Source organism: Massilia yuzhufengensis, from assembly GCF_900112225.1.
GTDB lineage: Bacteria > Pseudomonadota > Gammaproteobacteria > Burkholderiales > Burkholderiaceae_D > Telluria > Telluria yuzhufengensis.
Window position 1 is genome coordinate 1 of the sequence record NZ_FOLD01000050.1, and the last position, 19,321, is coordinate 19,321.

Consider the following 19,321-nt stretch of genomic DNA (forward strand, 5'->3'; position numbering starts at 1 on the left):
AGGAGCTCGCGGACTTCCATTTCGACCAGTTCCAGCAGCTCTGCGTCGTCGACCAGGTCGCACTTGTTCAGGAACACGATGATGTACGGAACACCAACCTGACGCGCCAGCAGGATGTGCTCGCGGGTCTGTGGCATTGGGCCGTCGGCGGCCGAGCACACCAGGATCGCGCCGTCCATCTGCGCAGCACCGGTAATCATGTTCTTGATGTAGTCGGCGTGGCCTGGGCAGTCAACGTGCGCGTAGTGACGGTTTTCGGTCTCGTACTCGACGTGCGCGGTGTTGATGGTGATGCCGCGTGCTTTTTCTTCTGGTGCTGCATCGATCTGGTCGTAGGCTTTCGCTTCGCCGCCGAATTTCTTCGACAGGACGGTCGCGATTGCTGCGGTCAGGGTGGTCTTGCCGTGGTCGACGTGGCCAATGGTGCCGACGTTGACGTGCGGCTTGGTCCGTTCGAATTTACCTTTTGCCATTTTTCGATCTTCCTTTAAATGAACTGTTTACTTAATATTTTTTAAAGGGACAGGCCATGCGGCCTGCCCCCTGATGCATTGATTACTTCGACTTGGCAGTGACGATCGCGTCGATCACGTGCTTCGGAGCTTCCGAGTAGTGCTTGAACTCCATCGTGTAGGTCGCACGGCCCTGGGTCGCCGAACGCAGCGAGGTCGAGTAACCGAACATTTCCGACAGCGGGACTTCGGCTTTGATGATCTTGCCGCCGCCGCCCGGGATTTCGTCCATGCCCTGCACCATGCCGCGGCGGGACGACAGGTCGCCCATCACGTTACCGGCGTAGTCTTCCGGCGTTTCCACTTCCACCGACATCATCGGCTCGAGGATGACCGGCGACGCTTTGCGGCAGCCGTCCTTGAATGCCATCGAACCTGCCATGCGGAACGCGTTCTCGTTCGAGTCGACGTCGTGGTACGAACCGAAGGTCACGGTGACCTTGACGTCGACGACTGGGTAACCAGCCAGCACGCCGTTGGTCAGGGTTTCGCGCACACCTTTTTCGACCGCAGGGATGTATTCACGTGGAATCACACCGCCCTTGATGGCGTCAACGAATTCGAAGCCCTTGCCCGGTTCTTGCGGCTCGATGGTCAGGACAGCGTGGCCGTACTGGCCGCGACCGCCCGACTGCTTGACGAACTTGCCTTCGACGTCGGTGACCGTCTTGCGGATGGTCTCGCGGTAAGCAACCTGTGGCTTGCCGACGGTCGCTTCGACGCTGAATTCGCGCTTCATGCGGTCGACGATAATTTCCAGGTGCAGCTCGCCCATACCACCGATGATGGTCTGGCCCGATTCTTCGTCGGTACGCACGCGGAACGACGGATCTTCTTGTGCCAGGCGGTTCAGCGCCAGGCCCATTTTTTCCTGGTCAGCCTTGGTCTTTGGCTCGACAGCCTGCTGGATGACCGGCTCAGGGAAGACCATCTTTTCCAGGGTGATGATCGCCGATGGGTCGCACAGGGTTTCGCCCGTGGTCGCATCTTTCAGGCCGACTGCGGCGGCGATGTCGCCGGCACGGACTTCCTTGATTTCTTCGCGCTGGTTGGCGTGCATCTGCAGGATGCGGCCGAGACGTTCTTTCTTGCCCTTGATCGGGTTGAAGACGGTGTCGCCCGAATTGATCATGCCCGAATAGACGCGGAAGAAGATCAGCTGGCCGACGAACGGGTCGGTCATGATCTTGAACGCCAGCGCCGAGAATTTCTCGTCGTCGGCTGCGCGGCGGGTGACCGGCTGGTCGTCCTCGTCGGTACCGCCGACTGGCGGGATGTCGATTGGCGATGGCAGGTATTCGACCACGGCGTCGAGCATGGCTTGCACGCCCTTGTTCTTGAACGCAGTGCCGCACATCATCGGAACGATTTCCGACGCGATGGTACGCTGGCGCAGGGCGGCCTTGATCTCTTCTTCCGAGAGGTCGCCTTCTTCCAGGTACTTGTTCATCAGCTCTTCGTTCGCTTCAGCGGCGGTCTCGACCAGCTTCTCGCGCCATTCGTTGGCTTGATCAACCAGTTCGGCCGGGATGTCGCCGTATTCGAACTTCATGCCTTGCGACGCTTCATCCCACAGGATCGCCTTCATCTTGACCAGGTCGACCACGCCCTTGAAGTTGTCTTCGGCGCCGATCGGGATCTGCAGGGGAATCGGGTTGGCCTTCAGGCGAGCACGCATCTGCTCGTAGACCTTGAAGAAGTTCGCACCGGTACGGTCCATCTTGTTGACGAAGGCCAGACGCGGGACTTTGTACTTGTTAGCCTGGCGCCACACGGTTTCCGACTGTGGCTGCACGCCGCCGACTGCGCAGTACACCATGCAGGCGCCGTCGAGCACGCGCATCGAGCGTTCGACTTCAATGGTGAAGTCAACGTGGCCCGGGGTGTCGATGATGTTGATGTGGTGCGGCTCGAAGTTCTTGGCCATACCGCTCCAGAAGCAGGTCGTCGCTGCCGAGGTAATGGTAATGCCGCGTTCCTGCTCCTGCTCCATCCAGTCCATCGTCGCGGCGCCATCGTGCACTTCGCCAAGCTTGTGGTTCACGCCCGTGTAGAACAGGACGCGTTCGGTGGTGGTGGTTTTACCAGCATCGATGTGAGCGGAAATACCGATATTGCGGTAGCGCTCAATGGGGGTCTTGCGTGCCATAATTTTTCCTAAATCTTTGAATGGACAAAACCGAGCAGCATCTTGATCAAAATGTGCCCGGCCTGAACAACAGATACTGCATGGCCGCGCCCCCTGGAGGGCCTGGCCACTTGCTTAGAAGCGGAAGTGCGAGAACGCCTTGTTCGCTTCAGCCATACGGTGAACTTCGTCACGACGCTTCATTGCGCCGCCGCGCATTTCTGCGGCTTCCATCAGTTCACCGCCGAGGCGTTGTGGCATGGATTTTTCGCTGCGCTTGTTTGCGGCTTCGCGCAACCAACGCATGGACAGCGCCATACGACGGACCGGACGAACTTCAACTGGCACCTGGTAGTTGGCGCCGCCGACACGGCGGGACTTCACTTCCACCAGTGGCTTGGCGTTGTTGATCGCGGCCACGAACACTTCCAGCGGGTCCTTGCCCGATTTGGTCTGGATGTATTCGAACGCACCGTAGATGATGTTTTCAGCGACCGACTTCTTGCCGGACAGCATCAGAACATTGACGAACTTGGCGACATCGGTGTTGCCGAATTTTGGATCTGGCAGGATCTCGCGCTTGGGTACTTCACGACGACGTGGCATTTCAATTCCTTCCTATCTTCAGTTGAGTGCTTGTTCCGCACTCGCGAAAAACCCTCATGGTTTTTCACTTACTCAGCCTCACGGCCGGCTCAACTTAACTTGTAAATGTGACCTGTTTGTGACAGGGTCGCAGAATTACTTCTTCGCAGCCTTGGCACGCTTGGCGCCGTACTTCGAACGCGCTTGCTTACGGTCTTTGACGCCCTGGGTATCCAGTGCACCGCGAACCATGTGGTAACGCACACCCGGCAAGTCTTTCACACGGCCGCCGCGCAGCAGCACGACACTGTGTTCTTGCAGGTTGTGGCCTTCACCGCCGATGTACGAAATGACTTCGAAACCGTTGGTCAGACGCACTTTGGCGACTTTACGCAGCGCCGAGTTTGGCTTCTTAGGCGTGGTGGTGTACACACGGGTGCACACGCCGCGCTTTTGCGGGCAGTTTTCCAGTGCCGGCGACTTGCTCTTCACAACCGCGGCAACGCGCGGCTTGCGAATCAGTTGATTGATGGTTGGCATCGTTCCTAATCCAACAAAGTACTACAGTTGATAACCCAGACAGGTAATGTGCTGCCCGGGGACTGAAACCTAGTCCCGGATTCGATAGGCACAGCGCAGGCGACGAAAGCCACTCACCGAAGGAGCGGCTGCGAATGCGTATACGATGTGCAGAATAATTCGAGAACTCGCAAGTATAGACTTGATGTGGCAAGGGGTCAACCGCTTTACCTGACTGCTGGGCGCCTGGCGGGTATACACGGCGGTTTACCGTGGGCGATGTGGCAAGCTCGCGACAGGCGGCGGCGTTTACTGCGCTGCCGTGGCACACGAAACTTGGCATTTCCGCGGATAAAGGCCGGATAATGGCCGACTTATTGCTATTTTCACGCCCGCCCAACCGATGCCGCACCAACCGCCGCACGTCCTGCTGCGCCCTGCCAATCTCTACCTGCTGCTGAGCTATGCGGCCCTGTCCGCCGTGCCCCTGGCCGGGCCGCTGCTGGGCGTGCCGGCGGACGACCCGTGGAAGCTGCTCGGGGCGGGATTGTTCGCCTGGATCGCGGCCTGGGCCCTATGTAAACGGCCAGCCTGGTTCCATTGGGCCCTGCTGCCGGCCTTCCTGGCGTTGCCGACCGAGCTCTACCTGCTTACTTATTATGGCCAGGGCATCTCCACCCACCACCTCGGCGTGATCGCCGAGACCAGCCCCAGCGAGGCGCTGGAGTTCCTGGGCGGGAAGGCCTGGCTGCTGGGCGTGGTCATCGTCGTGGTCCTGCTGTGGTTCTTCTCGACCTGGGTCGTGGCCTGGCGTACCCGCGACTTCGACTGGAACGACCGCTCGCGCTGGCTGGTCGTCGCCGTGGTCGGCGCCGGCGCGGCGGTGCTGGCCTATGGCCAACAGTATGGCGTCGCCCAGCAGGCCGGCGCGCCGGCTTCCGCCACGGCCCGCCCGCCCGCCCTGCCCCACTGGGCCCAGCTGCCTGTCGACACCGGCGTGTTCGCCCGCTCCTGGCCCTTCGGCCTGGCGGCGCGCGGCATCGACTTCTATAAAGAGCGCGTTTATCTTGCAGAACTGAACCGGCGCAGCGCCGCCTTCCGCTTCGGCGCGCACCAGGCCGACGCGCATGGACCGCAGATCGTCGTCATGGTGCTGGGCGAATCCTCGCGCTTCGACCGCTGGAGCCTGAACGGCTATGCGCGCCAGACCAACCCGCTGCTGGCGCAGGAACAGAACCTGGTCATGCTGCAGGACGTGATCACGCCGGTCTCAGCCACCCGCCTGTCGGTCCCGGTCATCATTTCGCGCAAGCCCGCGATGCAGAGCCTGAAGGATGGCTTTTCGGAAAAATCCTTCCTCTCGGCCTTCAAGGAGGCCGGCTTCAAGACTTTCTGGATCTCGAACCAGGTCTCGTTCGGCAAGTTCGATACGCCGGTGTCGGTGTTCGCAAAAGAGGCGGACGATGTGCAGTTCCTGAACCTGGGCGGCTTTTCCGGCGCCTCGAACCACGACGCGGTGATGCTCGAGCCGCTGCGGCGCGCGATCGCCGACCCGGCGCAAAAGGTGCTGGTGGTGCTGCATACCCTGGGCAGCCACTGGAATTATGGCCACCGCTACCCGAAGCAGTTCGACCGCTGGCAGCCTTCGCTGCAATCGATTGCCAAGCCGGACGTGACGGACACCCGCCTGGAGCCGCAGATCAACAACAGCTACGACAGCGCCATTCTCTACACCGACTGGTTCCTGTCGAACGTGATCGGCCTGCTCAAGGAATCCAGCCTGCCGACATCGCTGCTGTATGTGGCCGACCATGGCCAGACGCTGTACGACAAGTCGTGCAAGATCGCCTTCCACGGGCATAACACGCAGTACGAGTTCCACATCCCGGCCTTCGCCTGGTATTCGGACAGCTACCGCGAGCGCTTCCCCGGCAAGGTGGCGCAGCTGCAGCGCCACCGCAAGGCCAGGCTGTCGACCGAGAACATGTTCCACACCCTGCTCGACCTGGCCGACATCCGCTACCCGGGCGAGCGCCTGGAATGGAGCTTCGCCAGTCCACAACTCAAGCGCCACAAGCGCTATGTGGACAGCTATGGCTGGACCGACTACGACGATGCGACCATGCGCGGGGATTGCAGGGAGGTGATTGCACGGGGCAAGCCGCTGCCGCGCGGATGACAGGAGGCGGCCTCATCAGATATATGATTAATGAATGTTCGATATCAAAACAAAACATTATCTTTATATTTTGCAGCGCGTCATAATGCACCTGTCTCCACTATTCTCCTCCAAGAAAATAGTCTTCAAGCCCGCAGCTCGCGGGCTTTTTTTTTGGCTTGTCGCAGGCAGGAGGAAGCTGGTGTAGAGCCCTGACCAACTAAACGGCATTGGCGCTAGGCCGTGAGTTCCGAGTCTTCTTCAGCGACCAGGGCCGCCGGTTCGGCCAGGTGCCCGCTCAGCCAGCGCGCCACTTCGGCCGCGCGCCCTTCCACCCGCGCCCCAAACCCTTGCGTCGCCAGCAGCGCGATGCCATTCGGGCTGCGCAACACCCCCGGCGCCAGCACCGGCCGGCCGCCGGCCGTATCGATGAAGAACGGGTCGAGCTGCGCGCGCAGCAGCGGCGCCAGCACCAGGTTGTGCGAGGACACCAGCACCAGGTCGCGCTCGCACAGGCTTTCCAGCACGGCGGCGGCGGCCGACACCGATTCCAGATGGTTGGTGCCGCGGAAAACCTCGTCGACCAGGCAGATCCCGGCCGGTTCGCCGCTGGCCGCCAGCAGCTCCCTGGCCCGGCGCAGCTCCGACATGTACAGGCTCTCCCCGCCCAGCAGCGAATCCTCGTTCTGCATGCTGGCGCGCACCGGCACCGCCGGCAGGCGCGCCGCCCTGGCATAGCAGAAGCCAAAGGCGCGCGCCGCTACCAGGTTCAGGCCTACCATGCGCAAAAATGTGCTCTTGCCCGAGGCGTTCTGGCCCGAGATGAAGGCGCCCTGGCCGGCTAGCCGGACCGACAGCGGGCTCGGTATGTCCATCAGCGGATGCACGCCGCCTTCCAGTTCCAGCGTACGCGCCGCGCTGCGCTCGGCCCAGCACCAGTGGCTCGCGCCACCCAGGTGACGCGCCAGGGCCACGTCGGCTTCCAGTTCGGCCGTGCGCAGGTAGGCGGCGCGCAGGAAGTCGCGCGACTGGTGGAAGGCGCGCATCGTTTTCCAGTAGCGGCGCACGTTGGACCCGCCAAACCAGTCGAGGTAGGCTTGAGTGCTGGGACTCATGCGCATCAGGAGCGTGCGCCCTACCTGTTTATGCAGACCCGCCGCCTGGCCGCGTGCTGCGACAAACGGCGCCAGCAGCGGATCGCCTGCTTGCGCCAGCTTGCCGCTGCATGCCAGCAGGGCATTGACGCTGTCCAGCGTCGCTGTCCACCCTTGGATACGCCGGTGATAATTGATCTGCAACACCATCAAGGGCGCCATCCCCGCGATCGTCGCCATCCAGCCCAGCGGCTGCGTCGCCAGCAAGACCAGCGACAAGAGCAGCAGCACCGGCAGCAGCCACAGGAAGCGCAGCCACGGCGGTGGCGACTGCGGCGGCGCGTCGCCGAACAGCAGGCCGGCGATCTCGGTTTCGGCATGGCGCAGCGGGAGCAGGGCCGTCTCCAGCGCCGCCACGCGCCCGCCATCGGCCACCAGGGCGCGCAGGCGCTCGTCCAGGGCCGTGCACGCATCGTCGCCGATGCCGGCACGCAGGCGGCGGTGCAGCATCTGGCGCCCGAAGATGCTGCTGCCCTGCGCCAGCTTGTCTTCGTAGGCTTCGAGCAGCAGGTCTTGCCAGGTCTGCTCGTCGAGCGCGGTGCGTGGATCGGCATCGGCGCGGTGCAGGCGCCCGATTTCTTCCGGCGTAAAGAAGTACGAGGGCGGCTCGCGGCGGCCGGATGGCTGGAAATCGTCGGGTAGTAAGCTCAACAGGGAGCCAAGGAGGGCAGCAAACTTCGGAGGCATGGTCAGGGTGCGCGTGATCGACGCGGAATCTTAACAGCCAGTCAATACGGAATGTTCAAGCATTGTCGCGCATGCGTAAACACAGCGTACGTTACCCAACATACCGAAATGACAACGCGTGGCAGCATGAGCTACCGCAAGTATTCCGATCACGACCTACAAAAAAGGATGGCTTCCATGAAACGCGCTTTCACCGCGACTTTGCTCACCCTGGCCATCGGGGCCGCCTGCGCCCAGCAGGGCGACGGTACCCGCGCCTCCAATGCCGCCAACGTCTTCAAGCCTGCCAAGGTGGAAGCGACGCCTGAACGCATGCGCGGCATCAAGGCGCCGCAGGGCTTCACCGTCACGCCCTTCGCCACGGGCCTGAAGAACGCGCGCATCATCGCCGTTGCGCCGAATGGCGACATCTACCTGAGCCGGCGCGACCAGGGCGACGTGCTGCTGCTGCGCGACGCCAACGGCGACGGCAAGGCCGATGGCGAGCCGATCGAAGTCGCCCACCGCGCCGGCGCGCACGGCATCGCGATCAAGGACAACAAGTTCTACCTGGTGACGGTCAAGGAGCTGTTCGTCGCCGACATGAAGCCGGATGGCCGCCTGGGCGACCTGAAGCTGCTGGTGGGCGACCTGCCCGATTCCGGCCAGCACCCGAACCGCACCATTGCCTTCGGCCCGGACGGTATGCTGTACCTGAGCGTGGGCAGCACCTGCAACACCTGCAACGAGAGCAACCCCGAAAACGCGACCATCCTGCGGCTGTCGCCGGACGGGCAGCAGCGCAGCATCTTCGCCTCCGGCCTGCGCAACACCATCGGCTTCGCCTGGCATCCGCAGACCGGCGAGCTGTGGGGCTTCGACCATGGCATCGACTTTCTCGGCGACGACCAGCAGCAGGAAGAGATCAACAAGATCGAACTGGGCAAGATGTACGGTTGGCCGCATGTCTTCGGCGCCGGCGAGATCTACCCGCAAAGCAGCCCGGTGGGCGACATCACCAAGGAACAGTGGAAGGCGCGCAGCACGCCGATGGCGCTGGGCTACACCGCGCACGCGGCGCCGATGCAGCTGGTGTTCGGCGCCGGCGGCGGCTTCCCGCCCGACTATGCGGGCGACGCCTTCGTCACCATGCGCGGTTCGTGGAACCGGGCGCAAGCCTCCGGCTATGAAATCGTGCGGGTGCGCTTTGCCAATGGCCAGCCGAAGACGGTCGAGCCCTTCGTGACCGGTTTCCTGACCGATGGGGGCAAGACCCACATCGCACGCCCGGTCGGCCTGGCCTTTGCCAAGGATGGATCGCTCCTGATGGCGGACGACGCCAACGGTGTGATCTACCGCATCGCCCACAACGCCGGCCGCCCGGGCAACCCGGCGCCAACGGCGCCGGACGGCCCGATGCGCGAGCAGGCGAAAAAGGGCAGCGGCGTGCCGCTGGCGAACAAGCGCGCGGAAACCCAGTCGCAGGGTGCGCTGCAGGTGATGTCGCCGAGCTTCCGCGCGGGCGGCGCGCTCGACCAGAAATACAGCGAGTACGCCGACGGCGTGTCGCCGGCCCTGTCGTGGAAGGCGGTGCCGAACGCGAAGTCCTACGCCATCATCATGGAAGACCCGGACGCGAAGCCGGTTACCCCGTTCGTGCACTGGCTGGCCTGGAACATCCCGGCCACCGTCACCAGCCTGCCCGAGGGCGTGCAGGAACAACCCCGCCTGACCGACCCGGAAGGCGTGCTGCAGGGCCGCAATACGCGCGGCTCGATGGGCTACTTCGGACCCAAGCCGCCGGTGGGCGACAAGCCGCACCACTACCACTTCCAGGTGTATGCGCTCGACACCATGCTCGACGTCCCCTTTGGCGCCGACCGCGACCAGCTGCTGCAGGCGATGCAGGGGCATGTGATCGGCAAGGGCGAGGTCGTGGGGACGTACGGGCAGAAGCAGAAGCCGCAGAAATAATCCTCTCGAGGGCGTTCTTCTTCCGCCCGCACATAGTCGACCTCGCCGGTTGAGCTGCACTCAGCTCGTCGTTCCCGCCTTCGCGGGAACGACGAGCTGGAGTTAGCAAAAGAACAGCAATCCTGTCCGGCCACCCTGTCCGGCCACATCTTTACGGACACCCCGGACACCGGACGCAGCCCTGGCGTTCCTTATCGAATCAAGCACTTAGCAAAGTGGCACGGTTCCTGCATTGAGTCCGGCATTCAATGTTGCTACCCGAGAAGCCATGATTCGCGATACCTCATCACAAGACGCTGTCCTCACCGCCGCGCCGGTCCACAAGATCAAGCGCCGCGCGCTGTGGGTGGGCGGCGGCATTGCCGTCGTTGCGCTCACCACCGCCATCCTCGGCGCCTGGAGCAGCAGCGAGCATTCGGTCAGCGCGGCGCGCCTGCGCATCGCCGAAGTCACCCGCGGCACCCTGGTGCGCGACGCCTCGGTCAACGGCCGCGTGGTCGCCGCCGTCAGCCCGACCCTGTATTCCACCTCGCCGGCCACTGTCAACCTGAAGGTCGCCGCCGGCGACACGGTAAAAAAAGGCGACGTGCTGGCGGTGCTGGAGTCGCCCGACCTGTCCGATGAGCTCAAGCGCGAAGTGTCGAGCTACGAGCAGCTCAGGGCCGAGGTGGCGCGCCAGCAGATCCTGGCGCGCAAGCAGAAGCTGCTGGCCAAGCGCGAAGCCGACACCGCCGAGATCGACCGCGTATCGGCCCAGCGCACGCTGGAGCGCTACGAAAGCGTGGCGCAGGTCGGCATCATCGCCAAGATCGACTACCAGCGTGCCAAGGATGCGCTGAACTCGTCCGAGATCCGCGCCCGACACGCCACCCAGGCCGCGGCGCTGGAAAGCGACGACGTGCAGCTGGCCCTGAAGACCAAGGTCAACGAGCTGGAACGCCAGCGCCTGTCGATGGCCAACGCCCAGCGCCGCGTCGACGAGCTGACCGTGCGCGCGCCGGTGGACGGCTTCATCGGCACCCTCAACGTCCAGAACCGCATGGTGGTCGCCGCCAACGCGCCGCTCATGACGCTGGTCGACCTGTCCAAGCTCGAAGTCGAGGTCGAGGTGCCGGAATCCTACGTGGCCGATATCGGCCTGGGCATGAACGCCGAGATCACCCTGCCGACCGGGAAAGCCACCGGCAAGCTGTCGGCGCTGTCGCCAGAAGTGGTGAAGAACCAGGTGCTGGCGCGGGTGCGCTTCGACGGCGAGCAGCCCAAGGGCCTGCGCCAGAGCCAGCGCGTGACCGCGCGCCTGCTCATCGAAGAACGCCCCAACGTGGTGATGCTGCCGCGCGGCCCCTTCGTGGAAAGCGAAGGCGGGCGCCATGCCTATGTGGTGCAGGACGGAATCGCCGTGCGCACCCCTGTGCAGCTGGGCGCCACCAGCATTTCGGCGGTCGAGATCCTGTCGGGCGTGAAGCCCGGCGACAAGGTCGTCATCGCCGGCACCGACACCTTCAATAACGCCGCCCGCGTTTCGATCAACCGCTAGAAGACCAACATAAACTAGGAGAATCCCATGCTGCGCATGACCAACCTGAGCAAGGTGTACCGCACCCACATGATCGAAACCCACGCACTGCGCGGCTTCGAGATCGACGTCAAGCAGGGCGAGTTCGTCACCGTGACCGGGCCTTCCGGTTCGGGCAAGACCAGCTTCCTGAATATCGCCGGCCTGCTCGAGGAATTCAGCTCGGGCGAGTACATCCTGGACGGCGTCAACGTGAAGGGCCTGGACGATTCGGCCCGCTCGCGCCTGCGCAACGAAAAGCTGGGCTTCATCTTCCAGGGCTTCAACCTGATCCCCGACCTGAACCTGTTCGACAACGTCGACGTGCCGCTGCGCTACCGCGGCTTCAACAAGACCGAACGCAAGGAACGCATCGAGGACGCGTTGTCGAAAGTCGGCCTGGCCTCGCGCATGAAGCACTTCCCGGCCGAGCTGTCCGGCGGCCAGCAGCAGCGCGTGGCGATCGCGCGCGCGCTGGCCGGCTCGCCCAAGCTGCTGCTGGCCGATGAACCGACCGGCAACCTCGACACGCAGATGGCGCGCGGCGTGATGGAACTGCTGGAAGAGATCAACACGGCCGGCACCACGATCCTGATGGTGACCCACGACCCGGAACTGGCGGTGCGCACCCACCGCAACGTCCACATCATCGATGGCCAGGTCTCGGACCTGGTGCGCAAGGGCCCGACCCTGGTCGACAAGGTCACCGCTTAAGGAACGAGGACAATCATGTTCGCCTACTATTTCAATCTCGGCGTGCGCAGCCTGCGCCGCAATCCCGCCCTCACGGTCCTGATGGTGCTGACCCTGGCCATCGGCGTGGCCGCGAGCGTCTCGACGCTGACGATTCTGCACATGATGTCGGGCGACCCGATTCCCGAGAAGAGCGCGCGCCTGTTCGTGCCGCACGTGGACAACGGCCCGGTCGAAGGCTGGGTGCCGAGCGATGGACCGAACGACGACCAGCTGGGCTATATCGACGCCGCCAATTTCCTCAAGAGCGGCCAGGGCGAGCGCCGCACCGCGATGTACGGCGTCCAGCTGCCGGTCGAACCGCCGCGCACCGACATCCCGGCCTTCAATGCCTCCGGCATGGCGCCGACGCGCGACTTCTTCGCCATGTTCAAGGTGCCCTTCCTGCACGGCCAGCCCTGGACCGAGGCCGACGAGATCCGCGGCGCCGATGTCGTGGTGCTGGGCCGCGTCACCGCCGAGAAGCTGTTCGGCGAGGCCAGCCCGGTGGGCAAGCAGCTGCGCATCGCCGGCCAACCCTACACGGTGGTCGGCGTGATCGACACCTGGGCCCCGCTGCCGCGCTACTACAAGCTGATCGGCGGCAGCCGCTTCGGCAACGGCGAGGAATTCTTCCTCCCCTTCTCCACCGCGATCCGCCACGAGACAGGCCACAACGGCAGCATGAACTGCAGCGCCAACCGCGACCCGGGCTTCGCCAACCTGCTCGCCAGCGAGTGCACCTGGATCCAGTTCTGGTTCGAGACGCGCTCCGCCAGCGACCGCGCCGAGCTGCAGTCCTGGCTCGACAACTACGCCGCCGACCAGCGCAAGCTGGGCCGCCTGAAGCGCAATGCGCCGAACAAGCTGTACAACGTGATGGAGTGGATGGAGCACATGAAGGTGGTCGGCAACGACAGCAAGCTGTCGGCCTGGCTGGCGTTCGGCTTCCTGATCCTGTGCCTGGTCAATACCATCGGCCTGCTGCTGGCGAAGTTCTCGGTGCGCGCCTCCGAAGTCGGCATCCGCCGCGCCCTGGGCGCTTCGCGGGGCGACGTGTTCCGCCAGTTCCTGATCGAGACCGGCGTGGTCGGCCTGGTGGGCGGCGTGCTGGGACTGGTGCTGGCCTTCGGTGCGCTGGCGCTGATCGGCATGCAAAGCAAGGGCATGGCCACCATCGCGCGCATGGACTGGCAGATGCTGGTGCTGACCTTCGTCATGTCGGTGCTGGCCGCGCTGATCGCCGGCCTGCTGCCGACCTGGCGCGCCTGCCAGGTGACGCCGGCCATCCAACTCAAATCGCAGTAAGGGAGCACACATCATGGAAATCCGTCCCATCCTGTCTGCGCTGTTGCGCAACAAAACCGGCCCGATCCTGGTGGCGCTGCAGGTAGCGCTGAGCCTGGGCATCCTGGCCAATGCCCTGCACATCGTCAACGAGCGGCGCGAAGTGGCGGCCCGCCCTTCCGGCCTGTCCGACGAAGCGGCCACTTTCTACTTCAACGTGCGCAACCTGAGCAACGACAGCCCCGAGCAGATGTTGGCCACCGTCAAGCGCGAGGTCGAGGTCCTGCGCGCGGTGCCGGGCGTGGCCGCGGTGGCGCAGGTCTCGCAGATGCCGCTCTCGCGCAGCGGCAGCAACAACAGCGTCGCCGTCAACCAGCAGCAGGAGCGCGAAACCACGGTCGCCTCGCAGTACGTGTCGGGCGACTCGCTCGTAAAAGCCTTCGGCCTGAAGCTGGTCGACGGCCGCGACTTCCTGCCAAGCGAGATCAATGACATCAACGAGAACGAGAACCGCGAGCTACCCAAGCACGTGATCGTCACCAAGGCCCTGGCCGAGAAGATGTGGCCGGGCGCGGCCCCGATCGGCAAGCCGCTCTGGTTCGGCACCGGCGACGGCGCCCAGTCGGCCCAGGTAGTGGGCGTGGTCGAACGCCTGCAGTCGGCCCATACCGAAGTGGGCGAGCGCGGCGAGTTCTCGACCATCGTCCCGGGCCGCCTGTACGGTTTTCCCGGCAACCTGTATGCGGTGCGCACCGAAGCCGGCCAGCGCGACCGCGTCATCAAGGAAGCCGAAGAAGCGCTGCGCAAGTCCTCCGCTACGCCGATGATCCTGCAGGCCAAGACGGTGGAAGAAGACCGCAAGAACCGCTACCGCGCCGACGTCGCGCTGTCGTGGATGCTGATCACGGTGAGCGTGCTGCTGCTGCTCATCACCTGCTCGGGCATCGTCGGCATGGCCAGCCTGTGGGTCACCCAGCGCCGCAAGCAGATCGGCGTGCGCCGCGCACTGGGCGCGCGCAAGATCGACATCCTGCGCTACTTCATCCTGGAGAACTTCATGATCACCACCGCCGGCGTGTTCGGCGGCGTGCTGTTCGGCCTGAGCCTGAACCACCTCTTGGTGACCAAGCTCGAGATGGCGCGCCTGCCGGCCCCTTACCTGATCGGCGGCGGCATCGTGTTCTGGGCGCTGGGCATCCTGGCGGCCTACGGCCCGGCATGGCGGGCGGCGAGCATCTCGCCGGCGACAGCCACCCGCAGCGCTTGACGATGCCTTGTAGCAAGCAACCAATGCTAAACTTGCCGTCATGCCCACTGTACTGATCATCGACGACAACGCCGCGGTCGCCATCGCGCTCGACGTTTTGTTCTCCCTCCATGACATCGGCGCCTTGCGCGCCTCGTCGCCGGAGGAAGGACTGGACATCCTCGCGCGCGAACCGGTCGACCTGGTGATCCAGGACATGAACTTCACGCTCGATACCACCTCGGGCGAGGAAGGCGTGGAGCTGTTCCGCGAAATCCGCAAGCGCCACCCCGACCTGCCGGTGATCCTGCTCACCGCCTGGACCCACCTGGACGCCGCGGTGGAGCTGATCAAGGCCGGCGCCGCCGACTACCTGTCCAAGCCGTGGAACGACGAGCGCCTGCTCATGACGGTGACCAACCTGATCGAACTGGGCCAGGCCAACCGCGCCCTTAGCCAGCGCCTGCAGCGCGAGCGCCGCGCCAAGCGCGAGCTGGAACAGAACTTCGACCTGCGCGGCCTGGTGTGGCAGGATCCGGCCACCGAACGCGTGCTGAACCTGGCCTGCCAGGTGGCGCGCGCCGACGTACCGGTGCTCATCACCGGCCCGAACGGCACCGGCAAGGAGCGCATCGCCGAGATCATCCAGGCCAATTCGCAGGTGGCGGGCGGCCCCTTCGTGGTGCTCAACTGCGGCGCCCTGCCTTCGGAGCTGATCGAGGCCGAGCTGTTCGGCGCGGACGCGGGCGCCTACACCGGCGCCTCCAAGGCGCGCGAAGGCAAGTTCGAAGCCGCCGACGGCGGCACCCTGTTCCTCGACGAAATCGGCAACCTGCCACTGGCCGGCCAGATGAAATTGCTGCGGGTGCTGGAAACCGGGCGCTTCGAGCGGCTCGGCTCGAACCGCGAACGCCAGGTCAAGGTGCGCGTCATCAGCGCCACCAACGCCGACCTCGGCGCCATGATCCGCGCCGGGACCTTCCGCGAAGACCTGTTCTACCGCCTGAACGTGATCGAACTGCGCCTGCCGCCCTTGGCGGCGCGCCCGGGCGACATCCTGCCGCTGGCGATCAGCTTCCTGCGCGGGAAGACCCTGCACCCGTCGGCGGAAGCCGCGCTGCTGGCCCACGCCTGGCCCGGCAACGTGCGCGAACTGAAAAACGTGATGGCGCGCGCCAGCCTGCTGGCGCAGGGGGACGTCATCAAGGCGCCCGACCTTGGCCTGCCGGTGACGGTGGCGCAAACCCTCGATGCGGAACCCGACCGCGACGCCATCGTGCAGGCGCTGGCGCGTGCCGGCGGCGTGGTGGCCCAAGCCTCGAACGAGCTGGGGCTGTCGCGCCAGGCCTTGTACCGGCGCATGGAGCGGCTCGGCATCGCCAGGCCCACATGACGCGCAAGGGCTTGCGGCTCTCGCTGGTCACGCGCTGGTCGGCGCTGGTCGGCACCCTGCTGGCCCTGGGCATCCTGATCGCGCTGGGGCTCGACCACTTCTTCCCCGAGCACCCCGTCCTGGTGTTTTCCGTCTGCCTGCTGGCGATCGTCCCGATCGCCATCATCACCATCCGGACCCAGATCCAGCCGATCCTGTCGCTGTTCCGCGCGCTGGAGGGCACCGTGGCGAGCTACCGCGACGGCGATTTTTCGTTCAGCCTGCACTGGCCGCACAACGACGAACTGGCCGACCTGATCGCCGCCCACAACGCCCTCGGCCAGGTGCTGCGCGAGCAGCGGCTGGGCCTGGTGCAGCGCGAGCTGCTGCTCGACACCATGGTGCAGAACACCCCGGTGGCGATGCTGCTGGTGACCGATTTCGCGGCCAGCGCCGGAACCATCGTGTACGCCAACGTGGCGGCGCGCCAGCTGCTGTCGGAAGGCCGCAAGCTCGAAGGCCACCAGCTGCGCGCCGTGCTGGAAACCGCCACCCCGGCCCTGCGCGAAGCGCTGGCGCGCGGCGGCGACGGCCTGTTCACGGCCGGCGACGCCGAAGAAGAAGAGGTCTACCACCTGGCGCGCAGCAGCTTCACCCTCAACGGCCGGCGCCACGAACTGCTGCTGCTGCGCCACCTCACCACAGAACTGCGGCGCCAGGAAGTACAGACCTGGAAAAAAGTCATCCGGGTGATCAGCCATGAGCTGAACAATTCGCTGGCGCCCCTTACCTCGCTCGCGCACTCGGGTGCGGAGCTGGTGCGGCGCGGTCAGACCGAACGCCTGCCGCAGATCCTGCAGACCATCGGCGAGCGTACCCGCCACCTCGAGACCTTCATCCTGGGCTATGCGCGCTTTGCCAAGCTCCCTACGCCGCGCCTGGAAGCGCGCCCCTGGGGCGTGTTCGTCGACCGGCTGGCCGACCAGGTGCAGTTCCGCCTGGTTGGCGAACTGCCGCAGGAACCGGCCTGGATCGACGCCGCCCAGATGGAGCAGGCCTTGCTCAACCTGCTCAAGAACGCCCACGAATCCGGATCGGCACCGGAAGACGTCGAGCTGCAGGTGCGCCGGGTGCAGGAAGCGCTGCGCATCGACGTGCTCGATCGCGGCACCGGCATGAGCGACGCGGTGCTGACCAATGCGCTGGTGCCCTTCTATTCGACCAAGCGCAGCGGCACCGGCCTGGGGCTGGCGCTGGCGCGCGAGATCGCCGAAGCCCACGGCGGGCGCATCACACTCTCGAACCGCGACGGCGGCGGCCTGGCCGTCACCATGATCCTGCCGCACCCACCCTGAAAGGACGGCACGCATGCTCAAGATCGTCGGCAAGGACAGCTCGATCAACGTCCGCAAGGTCTTGTGGACCTGCGTGGAACTCGGCCTGCCCTTCGAACGCGAAGACTGGAACCCCGGCCATGCGGCGCTCAATCCGAATGCGCAGGTGCCGGTACTGGTGGATGGCGGCTTCGTGCTGTGGGAATCGAACACGATCTGCCGCTACCTGTGCGCGCAATACTGCGACGGCGCCCTGCTGCCGGTGGAGGCGCAGGCACGTGCCCGCGTCGAGCAATGGATGGACTGGCAGGCCACCGACCTGAACACGGCCTGGCGCTACGCCTTCATGGCGCTGGTGCGCCAGCACCCTGCCTACCGCGACGCCGCCCAGGTCGAGGCCAGCATCGCCGCCTGGAACCGCCATATCGCGATCCTCGACGCGCGCCTGGCCGCGACCGGCGCCTACGCTGCGGGCGCGCACTTCACGCTGGCCGACATCGTGCTTGGCCTGTCGGTGAACCGCTGGATGATGACGCCAATGGACAAGCCGGCCTTGCCCAGCGTGGCCGCCTATTACGACCGGCTGGCGCTGCGGCCCGGCTTTCGCACCTATGGGCGCAACGGCGTCGCCTGAGTTGCTCTGGTAAGATCGGCGTTCACTGACGTTTGTTTGCCATGCCGCCCGCCTACGCCCGCCTCGATCCCCGCTTCTCGCAACCAGGCCACCCGCCCGCCACCATCGACGAATTCGAAGGCGTGCGCTTCCTGCATCTCGGCACCTCGTGGGTGCAGGGAGCGATGCGGCTGTCCAAGCCCGACGCGATCGAGCTGGAATACGTGCAGATGATGATGATGTGGACGCTCTTCAACCAGGCGCCGCGCCGTATCGTCCAGCTCGGACTGGGCAGCGCGGCGCTGACCAAGTTCTGCTACCGCCGCTTCCCGGATGCGCGCGTCACTGCCGCCGAACTCAATCCGAACGTGATCGCCATCTGCCGCGCGCTGTTCGGCTTGCCCGGCAACGACCGGCGCCTGCAGGTGCGCGAGATGGACGCGCTCGACTTCGTACTCGACGCGGGCAACCACGGCAAGGCCGACGTGCTGCAGGTCGACCTGTACGACCAGGAGGCGCGCGGCCCGGTGCTCGACTCGCTCGATTTCTACCAGGGCTGCTACGACTGCCTGTCAAGCGACGGCGTCATGACGGCCAATGTGTTCGGGGACGTGGGCAGCTACGACCAGAACCTGCTCACCATGCAGCAGGTGTTCGACGCCGTGGTGTGGCTGCCCGAGGTGCACGATGCGAACATCGTCGTCCTCGCCTTCAAGCACGCGCCGGAGATCGACTTCGCGCTGCTGTACGAGCGCGCCGCCGAGGTCAAGCGGCGCTTCAACCTGCCGGCCAGGAACTGGGTCGATGGGCTGAAGGAGTGGATGCGCGACCACGCATGATGTAGCGTGCCGTCACTGGTTTTCGCAAAGTTAGAAGAGCAATGAGACGTATTAGTCATTTCCAAGAAAAATCTTGCGAAACTTGAGAATCCCGAGCCCGTTCATGTTGAATTCGTTAGTCGCCCACCCACCCATTTCAATGAAACCGGCCATTGAGTCGTGAACGTAATTCCCGAGAAAATTCTCAATAATCGGATTCAATTTGTCCGGGCGTATGGCCTCCGACATCGCGATAAGGTGCTCTGCTTGTTGAAAATCTAACGCCTTCATTCTGGCCGATTTTGGAATTTTCTGATGCTGTGCAATCGCATCAGAAAGATTGTACTTTGAGGTACCCTGACTTTTTCGGACACTCCTGTTTGGTAAGCTTCACCAACTGGAGAATTTATGAAACGCCAAAAAACATACACGCCGGAGCTTCGTGAGGAAGCGGTCAAGCTGGTTCTGACGCAGGGGCTGACGCTGGACGATGCTTCCCATCGCCTGACGATACCCAAGGGAACGCTGGCCAATTGGGTGGCCGCCGCAAAGCGTGGCACAGCGCCCAAAGCGGCACCTGGTAGCCGTACCGTGCCGGAGCTGGAGGCGGAAGTGACGAAGCTCCGTAAAGAGCTGGCAGAAGCCCGTATGGAGCGAGATATCATAAA

The 19,321-nt window shown here is 64.4% G+C and carries 16 protein-coding genes; 11 read left to right on the plus strand and 5 right to left on the minus strand.

Features of this window, described 5'->3' with window-relative positions:
• From BM031_RS24215 to rpsL, 4 genes are all read right to left on the minus strand, one after another.
• A partial coding sequence (locus BM031_RS24215; RefSeq protein ID WP_143084704.1) for a GTP-binding protein occupies window positions 1-473 on the minus strand: 473 nt, incomplete at its 3' end.
• Window positions 474-555: 82 nt separating this feature from the next.
• A complete protein-coding gene (gene fusA / locus BM031_RS24220; RefSeq protein WP_091877418.1) occupies window positions 556-2,661 on the minus strand; it encodes an elongation factor G in 2,106 nt (701 codons plus the stop codon).
• A gap of 114 nt (window positions 2,662-2,775) precedes the next feature.
• Window positions 2,776-3,246: a 30S ribosomal protein S7 gene (rpsG, locus tag BM031_RS24225; protein ID WP_091877420.1), complete on the minus strand. Its 471-nt coding sequence runs from the start codon at window positions 3,244-3,246 to the stop codon at window positions 2,776-2,778.
• 135 nt (window positions 3,247-3,381) lie between these two features.
• Complete coding sequence (rpsL, locus tag BM031_RS24230) at window positions 3,382-3,765, minus strand: 30S ribosomal protein S12 (RefSeq protein ID WP_091877422.1); 384 nt, start codon at window positions 3,763-3,765, stop codon at window positions 3,382-3,384.
• A gap of 382 nt (window positions 3,766-4,147) precedes the next feature.
• On the opposite strand from rpsL, the gene BM031_RS24235 reads away from it, so the two are divergent.
• Entirely contained in the window at window positions 4,148-5,923 is a 1,776-nt protein-coding gene (locus tag BM031_RS24235) for a phosphoethanolamine transferase (RefSeq protein WP_091877424.1), read from the plus strand.
• A 215-nt stretch (window positions 5,924-6,138) separates the two neighbouring features.
• Here BM031_RS24235 and BM031_RS24240 read toward each other — a convergent pair whose 3' ends face one another.
• The gene (locus BM031_RS24240) at window positions 6,139-7,707 is read right to left on the minus strand and encodes a MutS-related protein (RefSeq protein ID WP_229409182.1); all 1,569 of its coding nucleotides are present in this window, start codon (window positions 7,705-7,707) and stop codon (window positions 6,139-6,141) included.
• 213 nt (window positions 7,708-7,920) lie between these two features.
• On the opposite strand from BM031_RS24240, the gene BM031_RS24245 reads away from it, so the two are divergent.
• From BM031_RS24245 to BM031_RS24295, 10 genes are all read left to right on the plus strand, one after another.
• A complete protein-coding gene (locus tag BM031_RS24245) occupies window positions 7,921-9,696 on the plus strand; it encodes a YbhB/YbcL family Raf kinase inhibitor-like protein (RefSeq protein WP_091877428.1) in 1,776 nt (591 codons plus the stop codon).
• A 268-nt stretch (window positions 9,697-9,964) separates the two neighbouring features.
• Entirely contained in the window at window positions 9,965-11,233 is a 1,269-nt protein-coding gene (locus BM031_RS24250; protein WP_091877430.1) for an efflux RND transporter periplasmic adaptor subunit, read from the plus strand.
• 27 nt (window positions 11,234-11,260) lie between these two features.
• Complete coding sequence (locus BM031_RS24255) at window positions 11,261-11,965, plus strand: ABC transporter ATP-binding protein (protein ID WP_091877432.1); 705 nt, start codon at window positions 11,261-11,263, stop codon at window positions 11,963-11,965.
• A 15-nt stretch (window positions 11,966-11,980) separates the two neighbouring features.
• Entirely contained in the window at window positions 11,981-13,291 is a 1,311-nt protein-coding gene (locus tag BM031_RS24260) for an ABC transporter permease (RefSeq protein ID WP_091877434.1), read from the plus strand.
• Window positions 13,292-13,304: 13 nt separating this feature from the next.
• Window positions 13,305-14,537, plus strand: coding sequence for an ABC transporter permease (locus BM031_RS24265; protein WP_091877436.1), 1,233 nt, complete (start codon window positions 13,305-13,307; stop codon window positions 14,535-14,537).
• A gap of 40 nt (window positions 14,538-14,577) precedes the next feature.
• The gene (locus BM031_RS24270) at window positions 14,578-15,909 is read left to right on the plus strand and encodes a sigma-54-dependent transcriptional regulator (RefSeq protein WP_091877438.1); all 1,332 of its coding nucleotides are present in this window, start codon (window positions 14,578-14,580) and stop codon (window positions 15,907-15,909) included.
• Window positions 15,906-17,243 carry a sensor histidine kinase gene (locus tag BM031_RS24275; RefSeq protein ID WP_091877441.1) on the plus strand — a complete coding sequence of 446 codons (1,338 nt, stop codon included), beginning with the start codon at window positions 15,906-15,908 and terminating at the stop codon, window positions 17,241-17,243. The genes BM031_RS24270 and BM031_RS24275 overlap by 4 nt, the downstream gene beginning before the upstream one ends.
• Window positions 17,244-17,256: 13 nt before the next feature.
• Complete coding sequence (locus BM031_RS24280; protein WP_091877444.1) at window positions 17,257-17,856, plus strand: glutathione S-transferase family protein; 600 nt, start codon at window positions 17,257-17,259, stop codon at window positions 17,854-17,856.
• Between the two features lie 41 nt (window positions 17,857-17,897).
• A complete protein-coding gene (locus BM031_RS24285; protein ID WP_091877448.1) occupies window positions 17,898-18,674 on the plus strand; it encodes a spermine/spermidine synthase domain-containing protein in 777 nt (258 codons plus the stop codon).
• A gap of 387 nt (window positions 18,675-19,061) precedes the next feature.
• The coding region (locus BM031_RS24295) for a transposase (RefSeq protein WP_143084705.1) at window positions 19,062-19,321 on the plus strand (260 nt) is incomplete at its 3' end.

What these genes read in the sequence shown, in the direction of transcription:
- fusA (WP_091877418.1), bottom strand. Translation starts at nt 2,661, where the DNA reads ATGGCACGCAAGACCCCCATTGAGCGCTACCGCAATATCGGTATTTCC.
- BM031_RS24260 (WP_091877434.1), top strand. Translation starts at nt 11,981, where the DNA reads ATGTTCGCCTACTATTTCAATCTCGGCGTGCGCAGCCTGCGCCGCAAT.
- BM031_RS24245 (WP_091877428.1), top strand. Translation starts at nt 7,921, where the DNA reads ATGAAACGCGCTTTCACCGCGACTTTGCTCACCCTGGCCATCGGGGCC.
- BM031_RS24280 (WP_091877444.1), top strand. Translation starts at nt 17,257, where the DNA reads ATGCTCAAGATCGTCGGCAAGGACAGCTCGATCAACGTCCGCAAGGTC.
- BM031_RS24285 (WP_091877448.1), top strand. Translation starts at nt 17,898, where the DNA reads ATGCCGCCCGCCTACGCCCGCCTCGATCCCCGCTTCTCGCAACCAGGC.
- BM031_RS24275 (WP_091877441.1), top strand. Translation starts at nt 15,906, where the DNA reads ATGACGCGCAAGGGCTTGCGGCTCTCGCTGGTCACGCGCTGGTCGGCG.
- BM031_RS24255 (WP_091877432.1), top strand. Translation starts at nt 11,261, where the DNA reads ATGCTGCGCATGACCAACCTGAGCAAGGTGTACCGCACCCACATGATC.
- rpsL (WP_091877422.1), bottom strand. Translation starts at nt 3,765, where the DNA reads ATGCCAACCATCAATCAACTGATTCGCAAGCCGCGCGTTGCCGCGGTT.
- rpsG (WP_091877420.1), bottom strand. Translation starts at nt 3,246, where the DNA reads ATGCCACGTCGTCGTGAAGTACCCAAGCGCGAGATCCTGCCAGATCCA.
- BM031_RS24270 (WP_091877438.1), top strand. Translation starts at nt 14,578, where the DNA reads ATGCCCACTGTACTGATCATCGACGACAACGCCGCGGTCGCCATCGCG.
- BM031_RS24265 (WP_091877436.1), top strand. Translation starts at nt 13,305, where the DNA reads ATGGAAATCCGTCCCATCCTGTCTGCGCTGTTGCGCAACAAAACCGGC.
- BM031_RS24250 (WP_091877430.1), top strand. Translation starts at nt 9,965, where the DNA reads ATGATTCGCGATACCTCATCACAAGACGCTGTCCTCACCGCCGCGCCG.
- BM031_RS24235 (WP_091877424.1), top strand. Translation starts at nt 4,148, where the DNA reads ATGCCGCACCAACCGCCGCACGTCCTGCTGCGCCCTGCCAATCTCTAC.